Raw genomic sequence first — 14,795 nt, forward strand, 5'->3', positions numbered from 1 at the left:
ATCGGTGAATGAGGCCAGACCTTCAAAACCATTGCGGCAACCGGCTTTGCAATACGCCGACTTTGAGGGCCTAGCGGGAACCGTCAGCGCCGGCCAAGAGCATTGGCGACAAGTTTGCGTTCCGGACTGGGGCCGGAACTGGCATCGGCCGCGTTCTTGCTCGCTTTTGCATAGGCGGATTGCCGACTGCGGCGCAGCTGCGCGGCGTAATCCGTGCCGAAATAGATCTCCGACAGCATGATGGCGACGTCGGCTGCAGCAATCTGTGCCTCCAGCGCAGGTCCCTTGGATTTGCCAAGATCGGTGATCAGAGAACGGGTCAGGATTTCAAGCGTCTGTTCGACTGCCTGGCGCGTACTTTTGCCAATCTCGTTGACAGCGAAGGTCTCGGAGGCGTTCCGAACCATTGCGACCACGCGCAACGTACGCACGGCGTCATCAATCGCGATCTGGTCGATCTGCAGCTTGCCATCCTTGTCGAACTTCGGCACCTGCAGGGCACGCCGCACACTGCTGTGGGCGCTGTTCAATTCCCGGGTGACGACACTGGAGATGCTGCGTTTGGTTTCGGCCAGACGTTTGTGCCACCTGCCAGTGACCGAGAGATCCATGTCACGTTCAACGCCGCGGACCAGCATGTGGTACTCCGACAGCGCCTGAGAAAAGGCCACCGGGTCCGGATTGTTGTTGCGATGTTCGAACGCCAGGATCTGCAGGCGTTCGGCCTCGCTCATGACCACATCAACAAATGGTGCGAACTGCGAACGAGCAATCGCCTTGGGGTCAGGGTCGCCTGCCAGACGTCCGGCGAAGGCACACAAGGCCGAAGGCATGTCCGAGCGGTCCACCAGTGCGGCGGCTATCACCGGAACATGGTCGGGAAACCGTGCGGTGCATTTGTCGACGAGACGCAGCACCTCAGTATCCTGCTTCAACCGATGCTCGTTGATGCGATCCGGTATGTTCTGCAGGAACGGCACCAGCCAACGTTCTGCCGCGAAGATCTTCTGGATGTCCCTGACTTCGGAGATACCGCGTTCGCCGCCAAGTTCGATTGCCATTCGGCGCTTGTCTTTGTCGGACGTTTCCGCGCGGCGCAGCATGTCACCGATGGCGTCTACGGCACGCGAGCGCAGCGCCTGCACCAGGGCATCCACACGCTCACCACTAACGGCAGAATTTCCGGCCTGTTCCAGCACAAGGCGAATGTCGGCAGCCATGACGTCACGACCGAGCCAGTTCCAGACACGGTCGAGAATGCCCCGCTGGATTCGGCCCTCCTGCCGCTGTGGCAGCATTTCGTTGATCAGAAAATCATCCAGCGGTGTGAAGAACATCCGCTGGATCTGATTGCGTCGCTGAGCGCCGCCCGGCATGCTCGGTGCAACCGGCTGCGGTTTGCGAATGAGTGCCACGGCTGCGGCAAGAACGAGCTGGATATGCGGATCAGCGTGTTTTTGAACCTTGGCGCGTTCCAAATTCCGGACCAGAGCCTCAACCGCCTTGGGGCTCAGACTACGCAAGTAGGTTTTGATTTTGGTTTCAAGCTGGTCCGAATATGTCATTCACAGCGTCAACATCGCGATCCTAGTTACCGCGAGTTTAACGTTAGAAGACTTAAGCAAGTGTTGAGAATAAATACCGGGAACTTAAAGGGCTTCGGACAGCATCACCAGGACACTGTCTCCCTTTGAACCTTTTTCGCGCCGGCTGGTTCAGCCGATCACCTGCCAGGCACCCTGGTCGGTTTCACACGCCGTGCCGCGCGCCTGCAAGGTGCGGCCCTGGAGAACCATCTCGTGCGTAAACTCGCGGCAGCTGGTCTCGTTGACGAAATAGACCGGTCCGGGACGGACCTGACCACTGCGGCCGGTACGCTCGTTCTGCCAGGCAACCGAAACCCCAAGGCCCCGCGCACGCAACGCCCTGCTCTGGGCATCTTCGGCTGCCTTGCGGTCAGACGGTTCAAGCGCGTCCCCGAACTCGTTGTTCACCAGCACCGAAATGGCCGTATTCGCTTCCGAGCCGGAAACATTCGCATTCGGGTCACCGAAAAAGGACCCCCAAGTGTTGCTGTCTCTCGACCCGGACGTCATGGAGCAACCTGCCAAAGCAAAGGCAAGAGCAAGACACGAGGCACCGCGAAGACGCATTCTTGAAAGCTCCAAGTTCTTCGAATTTCAACCAGAAGCAGCTGAAATCCGATTGCTGACCATTTTCCAAAGGCTAGCGCAAAATGAATGCACTAGAAGGCGTGAAACCGGCGCAAACCGGTCGATGAATCAGTGTTATTTTCAATTTGTGGCCGAACTTGGCCACAACCGTGTCTTTGTTTCCGCTATTTGCATCACATCCTATCACAGTCCCGCAAGGGCGGCCCAAGCGAACGTTTGGTAAATCCCCTATTCCTTGCTGAGCGCCGGCAGCACCAGACGTGCCTTCAGGCCTCCGAGCGAGGAACTTTCAAGATCGAAGGTACCGCCGTAAAGGGCAGCGAGATCTGCCACGATCGACAGGCCAAGACCTGTTCCGGGCACGGTTTCATCCAGACGCCGACCACGCTTGATGGCTTCGGCGCGCTGTTCAGGCGTCAGTCCGGGACCATCATCCTCGACCGTGATCGTGAACATGTCCCGGTTCGTGGCCGGATCGTTCAACGGCGCAACCTGCACCCGCACCTTCGAACCTGCCCATTTGCAGGCATTATCGATCAGGTTGCCGCTCATTTCTTCCAGGTCCTGGCTTTCGCCTCGAAAGCGGATCTGACCGGACTGCGCGAAACCGACATCAACGCCTTTGTCCTGATAGATCTTGCCCATGGCCCGGATCAGACGGGCAAGAACCGGCTCGGTCTCGCATGAAACACCGATGACCCGCCGCTGCGCCGCCATGCGGGCCCGCTCCAGATGATGCTGGATCTGGGTCGACATGATCGATGCCTGTTCGGACACCTTGTCCGCCAAGGGACCACCGGACGCCCTTGCCTCGTTTGAAATGACCGACAGTGGGGTCTTCAGACCGTGTGCAAGGTTGCCGACGTGGGTGCGTGCCCGCTCGACGATTTCCTTGTTCGACACGATGAGCGCGTTGAGTTCCACCGCCAGCGGCGCGATCTCGCGCGGCAGGGCCTCGTCAATGCGTTCGGCCTCGCCCTGTCGAACGGCCGAAAGCGACGCACGCAAGCGCGCAAGTGGCCGCAAGCCGAATTTCACCTGCAGGAAGATCGCCAGAATCAGCCCGAGACCGACAATGCAAAGCGTGATGGCCACAAGCCGCGCAAACTCGAAGATATCCGCCCAGAACCCTGCCGTTGCAGCGCCGACGGCAATCACATAGGCCGCGTCTTCAACGGTAATTCTCTGCTGGAGCACGCGAATTTCATCACCGGTCGGCCCGACGATAAACCCGGCGTTGGCGTCGTCCTGCCCGATCGGCGGCGTGTTCAGCGGATCCCCCACCAGCGACTCCGATGCATAAAGGATCGACGGGCTGTCGGCGCGTCGAACCGTCCAGTACCAGCCGGACAGCGGCAGGGAGAACCGGGGATCGCCGCGGTAGGTCGGCGCAGTCAGGGTTGCGGTTGCCTGGTCAGCACTGGCATCTGCATTGGTTGCCAGCATTTCGGCAATCAGTGCCTTGATATGAACCTCGAGCTGGGCGTCAAACGCCCGTTCGCTCGCTCTTTCATAAAGGCTCACCAGGAACACCCCGGCGATGGCGAGCGCGATTGTGGACCATACAGCCGCCACGAACACCAGACGTGCGGCAAGCGACCGCTGAGGCCGGTTCACGGGCCGGCCGTCCCCGTTGGCAGAGGTCTCAGGTGTCACTCGCCGCTCCCAGGCGGTATCCGAGCCCTCGGATGGTTTCGATCATGTCCGAGCCGATTTTCTTGCGCAGACGGCCGACGAAGACTTCCACCGTGTTGGAATCACGATCGAAATCCTGATCGTAGAGATGTTCGGTCAATTCAGTCCGGGAGATCACCTTGCCCTGGTGATGCAGCAGGTAGGACAACAGCCGGTATTCATGCGAAGTCAGCTTGACCGCGCTGCCGTCCACGGTTACCCGGCCGGATCTCAGATCCAGCCGCACCGCACCGCAAGTGAGTTCGTTGGAGGCATGCCCGGCAGCCCGGCGCACAAGCGCACGCACACGGGCAAGCACTTCCTCCATGTGGAAAGGCTTTGCGACATAATCATCGGCACCGGCGTCGATCCCCGCAACCTTGTCCGACCAGCGGTCGCGCGCAGTCAGGATGAGGACCGGCATGGTGCGCCCGTCGCGGCGCCAGTTTTCCAGAACGGACAGTCCGTCGAGGGACGGCAGGCCGAGGTCAAGTACCACGGCGTCATATGGCTCGGTGTCGCCAAGAAAATGCCCATCCTCGCCGTCCGTCGCACTGTCGACCACATAGCCGGCCTCTTCCAGGGCGGCCACCAGCTGGCGGTTCAGATCGGTATCGTCTTCGACAACAAGAATGCGCATGAAATTCAACTTTATGACTGATGGAGTCGGAACCAGATCAACCAACCGAAAGCCGGCAGGAAGATGTCGCTTCTAGCAATTACCTGTTGGCGTTGACTGTGACAGTTGTCACCTTGCCACCCTTTAGGACCGATAACAGATAGACGTATCCCCCACCCTGCTGGCAAAGCTGGGCCTTGACGATTTCACCGCCTGCCTGCCCTGCAACCGCCCCAAGCGGGGCGGCCTTGCCGCTGGCCACGGCTTCACGGGCCTGCGACTGGGACAAACAAGCGGCTTGCGCCGGCGCAATGACGGCGAATGTCAGGATCAAAAGGGCAAATATCTGTTTCACGTGTCCGATTCCGGTCTGCTCACGAGGTCATGCGCAAGGTGTAATCAATTTCACCTGAACGCAAGCTGAACCGGTTGTTTGGATTTCTTCAGCTGCCCTTCTTGCGGCGGCGTCCTTCCGCCGCCTTGTCAGCCCAGCGCCACTTCGTCCGTCTGCAGGTCGTCGTAACGGCCCTTGAACTGCTCGAACACCTGCAGCGTCCGCCGGGCGATCCCTGTCCAGCCGAACACGCGGCGTGCGAAGCGAGCGCCCTCCACCGAGAGGGTTTCGCGCATCCAGGAGTATTGCATCGGCATGTTCAGCATGGCCGCAAACTCTTCTGGTCGCTTGGGATCGGCCACCAGCGCATGTCGGCCAAATTCGATCTGGTCGAACAGGCCACCGTGAATCGTCACCACAGTCGGCGTTCCGCAGGCCATCGCTTCCACGGCGGTCATGCCGAAAGGCTCATAGCGGGAGGGAAGTGCGAAGATACCCGGACCACGATAGAAATCGGCCAGATCTTCATCCGCGACATACCCACGCCAGCTGATGGCATCGGACACGCCCAGGGAAGAAGCGACTTCCTTCCATTGCGCGAGCAGCGCCTTGTCGCTGTCCGAATTGGCACCGGCGGCAAGCACAAGGCGTGCGTCGGGCTGCAGTTTCAGGAGGCTCGGCAAGGCTTCGATGATCAGGTCATAGCCCTTGTTTTCCGCTGCCCTGCCAACAACGTAGATATCCGTTTCCTTGAAATCGTGCTTCCGGCGCGCTTCCGCGACCACATCCGGTGTTGCGGGCGTAAACCGGCCTTCGTCGATGCCCGGCGGGATCATGGTGATATGCTCACGCGGCAGCTGGTATTGCTCGACGATCAGGTCCGTTTGCTGCTCGGTCGTCGCGATGATGTGGTCGCAGTTGCGGTAAAGAACGAATTCCTTCTGGATCCGCTCCTTGAAGCGGTACCCAGCCATCTCTTCTTCACCCGCTCCCACCATGTCGTGTTCTTTCCACCAGCCAAGGGAGTGCGGCGTGTGGATGTGCGGAACCTGCAGCTCCTCGGCGATTTTCTGGCCGGCGACGCCTGCATCCCAGTAATGAGAGTTGATCACGTCATAATGCAACTTGCGATGACGGATCATCGCCAGCGCATTGGTGACGAAGTCACCGTACCAGTCGTGCATGTCCTCCTTCCGGATGAAATCGGATCCTCCGAAAGGAACGCGCACGACGCGCAGGTTTTCATTGATGATATCCTCGGCCGGCTGGTCTTCGAACTGGCGCGTCATGACATCGACCCTGTAGCCGAGCCGCGCGAAACGTTTTGCCAGCTCCAGTACGAAGACCACCTGGCCGCCCGTATCCGGTTTACCCAGTTCCGGCGATCCGGCCACGTAACCGTGCAGCGAGATCATCAGAAGGGAACCGATATTGTGCTTGTTCATGTGTCGTTACCTTGTTCGTGTGTCTTGATCTCCATCTACCCAGGCGTTCTTTTGCTCTTTTTGCTCATCGGCCCGCCGACGTTGCAGCAGGCAGCAGCCTCTCGAAAGGCCGGATCAGACTGCCGATTGCGGCAGCAGGCCCATTACCGTCAACCCTTCCAGCACGCCGGCCGCATGGTGGGCGGATGCCAGATAGGTCTTGTGCCGCGGCAGGGTTGATAGAAGTTCCTGGCGGGCATTGCCGACCGCGATTGCCTTGCCCGCTGCTTCGAACAGCGCAAGGTCGTTACCGGAATCACCGGCAGCGATCGTTCGCTCCATCGGAATGCCAAGATGGCTTGCCAGATGGCGCATGGCAGTGTCCTTGCCTGCGCCGGGGGCGAGAATGTCCAGATCACTGGTCCCTGAATAGATGTGCCTGAACGGGATGCCCTCGTCCCGGAGTGCGGCAAGAATCGCGTCCACGCCGTCTTTTCCCGGAACGGCGAAGCTCGCCTTTCCGTCCGTCTGGAACTTGTCGTCGTGCGCATCATACCCCAGTTTCCGGACGATTTTGCGAACTTCCTCGTCAGGCCAGTCGATAAACCGGCTTTGCCAGCTTTCCAGAAAGAAACGGTCCAGACGGATTTCGGTTCCCAAACCGGTGATAATTGCGTCCGGTTCGAAGCCTTTGGGGAAGTATTCGGCAAGGGTCTGGTCGACACTGGCAGCCGGTCGGCTGGAGTTTAGAGCCAGTTTCAGGTGCGACTTGGCGTTCTTCAACTGATGCCAAAGTCGCTCCAGATCGGCCCGGTTACCGGTCAGGGTGTCATCGATGTCGCTGACCAGAAGCCAGGTATCACTCTTGCCCGTCTCGCCGGTCACCGGCCCTCCCCTTCCTGATCGGGCGCCCTGTGCGTGACGGAATATGCCGGTTCGACCGTGTGCTCCGTTACCGGACGGCTCAATGTTTCAACCACAAGGTCCTTCAGGCAGACGGCCGCGCTTTCGGTGTAGAAGCCGATACCGCCTTCGATGAAACTGTCGTCAACCAGCGACAGCACCACATAGCCGTCGATGGAAAACTCGAAGTAAAGGCCGTGCGCCACAACCTCGATCTGCCAGGGGCCATGATCGCTGCCTCTGAAATGCGCTTCCTGAAGCGGCTCGTAACGGAAGGCATGTTCGAACTCAGGTGTCGGGTTTGCCCCCCAAGCTCGCATCTGGGCAATGCCGTTGACGAGATCCAGAGACAGGTAATAACCGTCACCCTCGTCGTTCATCCTCAGCACAAGACCGGTTTTGCCCAGTCCCTCCAGCATCAGCTGTGCCTTGAGGCGGAAATCCTCATGCTTGCCCGGCAGCATGAAAGCTTCGTACCCGCTCTTGCAGCTCAGATGCAGCCCGTCCGGCCGATCAATCGCCGACGCGTATGTGTTGGAATACAGTGCCTTGCACTGGTAGGACGCAGTCACGACCTGGCGATGCGTCACCAGATCGTTGAAGTCCGAATTCGATTTCAGCTTGAGCCTGCCGGCACTGTCCGTCACCAGTTCCTTCGGCGGCGGCAACAGCTTCTTCACGACCTCGCGCCCGTAGACGTACTCCGTCTTGGAAAAGAAATTGAACAGAAGCAAACGGTCGTTGGTCCGGCAAATACGGCCTGCATAATTGCCCGTCGGCAGGATCACATTGTCGAAGAAGTTCTGGTATGGCCCCTCAATCGTCTCCGCGTACCAGTAGTGGATCTTGGTGTCTTCGCGGATCGATCCCATCAGGTAATAGCGGCCGTCGAGACGAAACAGGTTCGGCACTTCGACGTCGTCATAAAGACCGGGCCGATAAAGAGGTGGCTCGAACGTGAATTTGTCCGGTTTGGTCTCGCGTGCGAGCCCGACGCAGCCGCGCCGTATGACCGGCCCTTCCTTGACACGGGCAGAGGCCAGCAGCAGGCGTTCGCCTGTGTCTTCATCAACATAGAAGAACGGATCGCGGAAACTGACCCACTTCCGGCCTTCGTCTACAGTGCTCTCGTAAAGCGGGCCCGGCACCTGCAGGGGATAATTGCCGTGATTGCAGCGTTCCCAGGTGTAGAGATCCTTGGACCGTGCCAGCCCGACCCGCTGCACCCTGCCATATTCCGCCCGCGCAAGGCCGGTGTAGAACATGCGCCACTCGCCCTGCCGATCCGGATCGGGCGTCACATGCATCGTCCAGAGCATGTCATCATCCCATTCGCCCGGTTCACCGACGAAAAGTGCATTCTTGACCCGGCGCCATGTCATGCCGTCCGTGCTGACGGCGTGCGCGATGAAATCGTGATTGGGCAGCACCAGATGGAACAGATGATAGATGCCGTCGTGATAAACGACATCGACGTCGCCAATGTCCGACCGCAGAAATCCATGGGATGCATACATGCCCTAACCCTGCCCAGATGTTTCAGCAGGATCAAGAGCCTAAGCCAAAAAATTTGCAGTGCAACATGGCTCGGACGAACAATATCACCCCTTTGCGCATCCTGCCTGATGACTGGCGGCATTTCCGGAGCGATTTGCGGTATGGAACAGAAACAGCCGGATCCCGCCCTTTCAGTTGGCCCGCTGCGCTCGGCTCTATGCCTAGAATATGATCGTTTCTGAGCCAAAAGCGCGTCGTAAAAGCATTCCCTTGTCGCCCCTATCCTCTAGAATGGGTTCATGACGGACTGCTGTTGGATCTCACATACCGACTGCCACTGCGGACAAAGCGCGGCGCGCAAGACTTTGCGTCAGGTCATCGGTCTCTTCTCTTTTCTTTCCTTGCTGCTCCTGCCAGGTCCTGCAGCCGCGTGTTCCCTGTCGCTGGTTCTGGCGATGGACGGTTCGGCCAGCGTCGATGCGCGCGAACACACCTTGCAGCTCAACGGACTGGCGGATGCCCTGAGAGACCCGGACGTCGTTCAGGCAATCGAGGCCGTTGGCGGGATCTGGGTTACAAGTTTCGAATGGAGCGGCCGGTACCAGCAATTGCTCCAGCTTGGGTGGAGCCATCTTTCCGATGCGCAAAGCGCTGCGAATGCGGCCGAAACCCTGCGACGCTCACCACGAGGCTACACCGAATTTCCAACCGCCCTCGGTTATGCACTCGGCCATGCGGCAACGCTGATGCGCAAGGCACCCGCGCCTTGTGTTCGTAAGGTCATAGATGTTGCCGGTGATGGCATCAACAACGACGGTTTCGGCCCGGAAAGCGCCTACAGGGCCTTCGATTTCCAGGACGTTACGGTCAACGGTCTGGTGATTTCAGGCGCTGATGAAGCTCCGGTGCGCTACTACCGGACCCATGTCATCAGGGGTCCGGGTGCCTTTGTCGAGGTTGCAGACAGTTATGACGACTACGCCGAGGCAATGAAGCGCAAACTGCTGCGGGAAATCTTCGGCAGCGGCTACGCTTCCCTGCGCTGAAATCAGCTTCAGGCTTGCCGGCGCTCCGCCCGGGCCAAAAGAGCCGCTTCGAAATCCGCTGCCGGCATTCTGTCCTGCAGGGCCCTTAGGAAAAGCTGCTTCTGTGTCTCGGGCGCCAGCCCGCCTACAGGCGGATCCCGGTCCAAATTGGTCGGGAAGGAATATCCTTCCGCACACGCGGAAACAGCCGCCTCCAGTCTGGTACCTGATATTGTTTCCTGTCCGATTTGCGCCAGGAGCACGGGATAGAGCGCCCGGCACATGGCATCCCGGTCCACACTTTCCATGGCGCGTCCGAAGGCCGAGGACACCTGAAGCAGGTTTGCCATGCGCTGGATATCTGCACTGGAATTGTCACCGGCGGCGTGGAACAGTGCCGGGTTGAAGAACACCGCATCGCCCTTGCGCAATGGCATCTGCACGTAATGCTGTTCAAAAAACTCCTTGAATGCCTCCAGCCGGTAGGCAGCGTAGCCCGGACGATAAAGCTGTGAAAACGGCAAGAGCTTCGTGGGACCGCTTTCAATCGGCATGTCTGTATGCGCGACCGCCCCTTGCAGGGTCATGACCTGTGACAGGTCGTGCACATGGGCCGGATAACGTGCGCAGTCTTCTGCTGACTGGAAACCAAGGTGGTAATCCCGATGTGCCTGCTGCGCCTTGCCGCCCGGACGTACAAGATTGACCTGGGCCGTCATCTGGTAGTTCGGCCCGAGCCAGGCTTCACAAACGGCATCGATGGCAGGATTGGCAAAATAATCCGCGAAGACATCGGGGGCTTCCAGGCAGAGTTTCTGCAGTGAGTTCCAGATCCGGTCGTTTGCGCCGGCAGCTGCAAAATGATCCGCACCGCCGCCTGAAGCAGCTTTCTCCTCGGCGATGATCCGGTTGTAGACCTGCGTTGCCCGGTCTATCGGGGTGACATCCTTATATGCCTCCTCCAGCACCAGCACACCCGAGTGCAGCCGCATAACCTGCGCCCATTCTGCCATCAACCGGCTACGGCTTTCGCTACCTGCGAGTACGGTCTCCAGATCGGCAACCCGGTAGACGGGAATACCGGCAACCACCTTGTAGGCGTGCGGCACGATGCCGTCGTCCAGTTTTTGCGACACAAGTTGCCTGAAGTCCTCGACATCGCAACTGGTGGCGTTGAAATACGCCAGATGATCGACCCGTTTGTCCATGATCCCCTCCCAGGTTTTGTTGGCTGCAATGCTATCAGGATCGGTCTTGATCGGATCGGCATTTTCCATCAAGAATCCATCAAATGACCCATCGCTTCCCGATCAAGGAAATCGCCCTTCAGGCAGGCCTCAGCACTGCCACGGTTGACCGCGTGATGAACGGGCGAGCACATGTCAGCCCGCAAACCCGTCGCAGGGTTGAGGATGCGATTGCAGAACTGGAACAACAGGAAGGTCAGCTGGCTGCCAGGGGGCGGCGGCTCTTCTTCGATGTGGTTATGGAAGCGCCGAACAGGTTCAGCAGAGAAGTGCGTCTTGCCTGTGAAAGCGTGCTGACAGATCTGCATCCGATCGCGATCCGCCCCAGGTTCACTTTCACCGAAACCATGTCGGCAGCCGAATGCAGCGCGATTCTGCAGCGGATTGCAAAGCGAGGCAGCCAGGGCATCTGCCTCAAGGTGCGCGATACAGAGGAAGTCCGGCATATGATCGCAGGACTGGCAGACCGCAGAATCCCTGTCGTCACCGTCTTTACCGACCTTCCCGCATCCCGGCGGCTTGCCTATGTTGGCCTGGATAATCGCAGCGCCGGCAAAACCGCAGCCTATCTCATGCACAAGCTCCTGCCGGCGAACGGAACGGTTCTGACGACGCTCAGCCAGCACACCTTTCAGGGCGAGGAGGAGCGCTACGAGGGTTTCAGGCAGGAACTGGATCGTCTGCGCCCGGAATGCAGATTGGTGGATGCCAGCGGCGGCGGCGGCCTCAATCCCGAAACACGGCGGGAGGTTGCCGAGAAGCTGGGCTCCTCTCCACCGATTTCCGGCGTCTATTCCATGGGAGGCGGCAACAGGGCTATTTTGCAGGCCTTGTCCGAGGTGGGCCAGATGCCAAGGGTCTATGTCGCGCACGATCTGGACAAGGACAATCTCGAGCTTCTCCGGCAGGAGCAGCTGACGCTGGTGCTTCATCACGACCTGCAGTCAGACATGAACACGGCGTTTCGTCATCTCCTGGCATACCACGGCATCGGCACGTCTCCCTCCGGCGAAACGAGCGATGTTCAGGTTGTCACCCCCTTGAACATCCCTTCCAGGTTCAATGAACCAGCCTGACCTGGCAGTGCTGATCTCCACAGCCAAAGCCTGCCGTTCATCAGAAAACGCGCCAACAGCACACTGCCAGCAGTTGATCAACCGTGTTTCAGCTCTGTGCCAACTGCGCGTTCGACAAAAGCCAACATGGATTGCCTGAGCTGTTTTCTGGTCGAAACATCTCTGGAAACGGCATTCTGGCCACTGCGTTCGATCAAACCAAGAACCAGTTCGGCCGACGTGGCAGGGTTTTCTTCAAACGTTGGCAGGCAGTTGGCAACCGCTTGAACGAGCCGGGCCCGGGTTTGTTCGAACAGGCCGCCGATCTCGGGATTTCTGAAGGCCTCGGCAACGATTTCCGCGCTCAACGCGGCATGTGCCGGCGAAGAACAGAGATCGAAATACTCCGCCCCAAATTGCAGCAGTCTTTCCATCCGATTTTTTGACGTGTCTTCAAGCCGCCTCAGCAAGGGATCAAGTTCGACAGTTTCCAGTTCCGAGATGGCTGCGATGATCTCGTTCTTGCCCTTGAAGTGATTATAGAGATTGCTGAGGCTGATCCCCGCCTTTCCCGCGATGTCGCGCATGCCCGTCTGGTGAAACCCCTTTTCGATAAAAAGACCCGCAGCCGTTTCGACGATCATCTGCCGACGCTTGGCGGATTTCTCCAGACGGCTGGTGGATTGCGGCCTGGTTTCGGCCATCGGGAATCTCCTGTGGGACGCTACGAAGAAAGACCGTAGACCGACTTCTTCTTCTGCGCTGTTCATTTCAGGTTCGTTGCCGTCTTGCAATCCTGGGCCGCGCGCCCAATTAAAGAACGAACGTTCGTTCTTTGTGAGGTGTCATGTATTCTGATCTGGAACTTCGCCTTCAGGAGGCGGCTGTTGTCTTCAACGGTATTGAAATTCTGGCGCTGGTCTTTCTTCTTGTTTTGGCTTCCGAAACCGTGTGGGACCGGTTTACCGGCTACCGTCAATCGCTATCGGAAACCGGCGCAAATCTGATTATCGGTCTTGTCTACGGTCTGTTGGAACGAACCGCATACGGGCTGATCGTCGTGATTGCCGTTTTCCTTGCAGAACCGTTCGCGCTTTGGGACCTGCCCATGAACGGCTTGACATGGGTGCTTGCGATCGTGGTCGCTGATCTGACGTACTACTGGATGCATCGCTGCGAGCACCGGGTACGGTTATTCTGGACCTATCACAGCGTTCATCATTCCTCGCCTGAGTTCAACTTCACGACGGCTCTGCGTCTGGCCTGGACCGAAGCGCTGTTCGAATGGATGTTTTTCATTCCCATGGTGATTGTCGGCTTCGACCCTGTGCAGGTGATCGCAGGCCTTGCCGTTGTGGTGGCCTATCAATCGTGGATCCATACCGAAAAGGTCAGACGGCTCGGGTGGCTTGAAAGCATTCTGAACACACCGTCGCATCATCGCGTGCACCACGGCAGCAATCCGGAGTATCTCGACAAGAACTATGGCGGCATCCTGATCGTCTGGGACCGGCTCTTTGGAACCTACACACCCGAGCGTACCAAGGTTGTCTATGGGATCACCGATCCGCTCAACACATCCAATCCGATCACCATCAACTTTCGAGACTTCATTCGTCTTGGCACAGATGCACTCAATGCCCCTTCCCTCGCCCAGGCTCTGAAGATGCTCATGAAACCTCCCGGCTGGACACCGACGCGCGATACGGCTCTTCCCGCGGACCAGTCCGACACTCAAATGCAGTCGCCTGCTGGTTCCAGCCAAGGGGAACACCACGATGAACATTGATCTGCTTCTGGCGACTTTTGCCGGCTATCTGGCGGTCTTCGGACTGAGCGACCGGCCACAGGACCCGAAGGTCCGCGACTACCCCATTGAAACCATCCAGATCAGAACTGCGTCCGGCACCGCCGTTCTGGATGCCGAGCTGACCTTGCCAAAAGGGAGGGGGCGCGTTCCTGCGGTGGTACTCATCACCGGTTCCGGCCCACAGGACAAGAATGAAGAAATTGCGGGCCACAAACCTTTTCTCGTGCTTTCAGATCACCTGACGAAATCCGGCTATGCCGTGCTGCGTTACGACGACCGCGGCGTGGGCCGGAGCACGGGAGACTTTGCGACAGCAACCCCGCAGGATCTCGCGAGCGACGCAGCCGCCGCGCTTGCCTATGTGAAGTCTCATCCGCGTGTTCTTTCCGAAAAAACCGGATACATCGGCCACTCGGAAGGCGGCTATCTCGCGCCGATCGCGCAGCAGATCGAACCGGCCGCCTTTCATGTTTATCTTGCAGGCCCTGCCCTGCCGCTTGTTCCCGATGTCATGCGCACTCAGGTTCAGGATATCGGGCGTGCGGAAGGCCTGTCCGATGAAGTCATTGCCGGACAGAGCCGCGCGGTGAATGAGATCAGCTCCGCTCTTTTGAAATCCGGAACACCGGCAGAATTACGCGAGGACATCACGAAGGCCTTGAAGAACTCGGGGGCGAGCGGTTCCCAGATCAGGCAAAACCTGGCTGTCTGGGCGACGCCCTGGGCTTCCGCCTACGCGCGGCACGATCCGGTTGCGCAGCTGGCAGGCCTGACCATTCCGGTGCTGGCACTTTTCGGTGAGCACGACTTGCAGGTCTCCGCCAGGGAGAATTCACCTGTCATGCGAAGGGCCCTCACCCACCCGCTCTCGGATGTCAGAACGCTGCCTGGCCTCAATCACCTGTTCCAACCAACGCGAACCGGACGTATCAACGAGTATATCCGGATAGCAACGACCATCGATTCTACCGCATTGCAGGCGATTGCGACATGGCTCGATATGATCGTGCAGGTGCCATAAGCCCGCGGGAAC

At 58.8% G+C, this 14,795-nt stretch carries 14 protein-coding genes; 4 read left to right on the forward strand and 10 right to left on the reverse strand.

The features are described from left to right. Window positions 1–83: 83 nt before the first annotated feature. From B0E33_RS03095 to B0E33_RS03130, 8 genes are all read right to left on the reverse strand, one after another. Window positions 84–1,565 carry a hypothetical protein gene (locus B0E33_RS03095; RefSeq protein WP_077290395.1) on the reverse strand — a complete coding sequence of 494 codons (1,482 nt, stop codon included), beginning with the start codon at window positions 1,563–1,565 and terminating at the stop codon, window positions 84–86. Between the two features lie 150 nt (window positions 1,566–1,715). Continuing rightward, window positions 1,716–2,153 (reverse strand): RT0821/Lpp0805 family surface protein, encoded by a 438-nt coding sequence (locus B0E33_RS03100; RefSeq protein ID WP_055658695.1) that lies wholly within the window; start codon window positions 2,151–2,153, stop codon window positions 1,716–1,718. 249 nt (window positions 2,154–2,402) lie between these two features. Then, on the reverse strand, window positions 2,403–3,830 hold the full coding sequence (locus tag B0E33_RS03105; protein ID WP_228869082.1) for an ATP-binding protein: 1,428 nt from the start codon (window positions 3,828–3,830) through the stop codon (window positions 2,403–2,405). Then, the gene (locus B0E33_RS03110; protein WP_022997835.1) at window positions 3,820–4,488 is read right to left on the reverse strand and encodes a response regulator; all 669 of its coding nucleotides are present in this window, start codon (window positions 4,486–4,488) and stop codon (window positions 3,820–3,822) included. Before B0E33_RS03110 ends, B0E33_RS03105 begins: the two co-directional genes overlap by 11 nt. A gap of 79 nt (window positions 4,489–4,567) precedes the next feature. Further along, window positions 4,568–4,822, reverse strand: a complete 255-nt coding sequence (locus B0E33_RS03115; RefSeq protein ID WP_022997836.1) for a PepSY domain-containing protein — start codon at window positions 4,820–4,822, stop codon at window positions 4,568–4,570. 128 nt (window positions 4,823–4,950) lie between these two features. Continuing rightward, on the reverse strand, window positions 4,951–6,246 hold the full coding sequence (locus B0E33_RS03120; RefSeq protein ID WP_055658693.1) for a glycosyltransferase: 1,296 nt from the start codon (window positions 6,244–6,246) through the stop codon (window positions 4,951–4,953). Between the two features lie 114 nt (window positions 6,247–6,360). After that, window positions 6,361–7,110: an HAD-IIB family hydrolase gene (locus B0E33_RS03125; protein WP_077290396.1), complete on the reverse strand. Its 750-nt coding sequence runs from the start codon at window positions 7,108–7,110 to the stop codon at window positions 6,361–6,363. Next, window positions 7,107–8,645 carry a glycoside hydrolase family protein gene (locus B0E33_RS03130; protein WP_077290397.1) on the reverse strand — a complete coding sequence of 513 codons (1,539 nt, stop codon included), beginning with the start codon at window positions 8,643–8,645 and terminating at the stop codon, window positions 7,107–7,109. Before B0E33_RS03130 ends, B0E33_RS03125 begins: the two co-directional genes overlap by 4 nt. A 279-nt stretch (window positions 8,646–8,924) precedes the next feature. Between B0E33_RS03130 and B0E33_RS03135 the strand changes: the two genes are divergently transcribed. Further along, window positions 8,925–9,671 carry a DUF1194 domain-containing protein gene (locus B0E33_RS03135; protein WP_208997752.1) on the forward strand — a complete coding sequence of 249 codons (747 nt, stop codon included), beginning with the start codon at window positions 8,925–8,927 and terminating at the stop codon, window positions 9,669–9,671. A gap of 8 nt (window positions 9,672–9,679) precedes the next feature. Here the strand turns inward: B0E33_RS03135 and B0E33_RS03140 are convergent, their stop codons facing one another. Continuing rightward, entirely contained in the window at window positions 9,680–10,858 is a 1,179-nt protein-coding gene (locus B0E33_RS03140) for a phytanoyl-CoA dioxygenase family protein (RefSeq protein WP_077293124.1), read from the reverse strand. A gap of 83 nt (window positions 10,859–10,941) precedes the next feature. On the opposite strand from B0E33_RS03140, the gene B0E33_RS03145 reads away from it, so the two are divergent. Then, on the forward strand, window positions 10,942–11,973 hold the full coding sequence (locus B0E33_RS03145; protein WP_077290398.1) for a LacI family DNA-binding transcriptional regulator: 1,032 nt from the start codon (window positions 10,942–10,944) through the stop codon (window positions 11,971–11,973). 77 nt (window positions 11,974–12,050) lie between these two features. On the opposite strand, the gene B0E33_RS03150 is transcribed toward B0E33_RS03145, so the two are convergent. Continuing rightward, window positions 12,051–12,656, reverse strand: a complete 606-nt coding sequence (locus B0E33_RS03150; protein ID WP_167579483.1) for a TetR/AcrR family transcriptional regulator — start codon at window positions 12,654–12,656, stop codon at window positions 12,051–12,053. 143 nt (window positions 12,657–12,799) lie between these two features. On the opposite strand from B0E33_RS03150, the gene B0E33_RS03155 reads away from it, so the two are divergent. After that, entirely contained in the window at window positions 12,800–13,741 is a 942-nt protein-coding gene (locus B0E33_RS03155; protein WP_077290400.1) for a sterol desaturase family protein, read from the forward strand. Continuing rightward, complete coding sequence (locus B0E33_RS03160) at window positions 13,731–14,783, forward strand: alpha/beta hydrolase family protein (RefSeq protein ID WP_077290401.1); 1,053 nt, start codon at window positions 13,731–13,733, stop codon at window positions 14,781–14,783. Before B0E33_RS03155 ends, B0E33_RS03160 begins: the two co-directional genes overlap by 11 nt. Window positions 14,784–14,795 lie beyond the last annotated feature (12 nt).

The sequence above is a fragment of the Roseibium algicola genome (genome assembly GCF_001999245.1).
GTDB lineage: Bacteria > Pseudomonadota > Alphaproteobacteria > Rhizobiales > Stappiaceae > Roseibium > Roseibium algicola.

Bases quoted from the DNA above. Each gene is read 5' to 3' on its own strand.
- B0E33_RS03145 (WP_077290398.1), top strand. From the start codon at position 10,942: ATGACCCATCGCTTCCCGATCAAGGAAATCGCCCTTCAGGCAGGCCTC.
- B0E33_RS03130 (WP_077290397.1), bottom strand. From the start codon at position 8,645: ATGTATGCATCCCATGGATTTCTGCGGTCGGACATTGGCGACGTCGAT.
- B0E33_RS03100 (WP_055658695.1), bottom strand. From the start codon at position 2,153: ATGCGTCTTCGCGGTGCCTCGTGTCTTGCTCTTGCCTTTGCTTTGGCA.
- B0E33_RS03120 (WP_055658693.1), bottom strand. From the start codon at position 6,246: ATGAACAAGCACAATATCGGTTCCCTTCTGATGATCTCGCTGCACGGT.
- B0E33_RS03150 (WP_167579483.1), bottom strand. From the start codon at position 12,656: ATGGCCGAAACCAGGCCGCAATCCACCAGCCGTCTGGAGAAATCCGCC.
- B0E33_RS03095 (WP_077290395.1), bottom strand. From the start codon at position 1,565: ATGACATATTCGGACCAGCTTGAAACCAAAATCAAAACCTACTTGCGT.
- B0E33_RS03140 (WP_077293124.1), bottom strand. From the start codon at position 10,858: ATGGACAAACGGGTCGATCATCTGGCGTATTTCAACGCCACCAGTTGC.
- B0E33_RS03155 (WP_077290400.1), top strand. From the start codon at position 12,800: ATGTATTCTGATCTGGAACTTCGCCTTCAGGAGGCGGCTGTTGTCTTC.
- B0E33_RS03160 (WP_077290401.1), top strand. From the start codon at position 13,731: ATGAACATTGATCTGCTTCTGGCGACTTTTGCCGGCTATCTGGCGGTC.
- B0E33_RS03110 (WP_022997835.1), bottom strand. From the start codon at position 4,488: ATGCGCATTCTTGTTGTCGAAGACGATACCGATCTGAACCGCCAGCTG.
- B0E33_RS03135 (WP_208997752.1), top strand. From the start codon at position 8,925: ATGACGGACTGCTGTTGGATCTCACATACCGACTGCCACTGCGGACAA.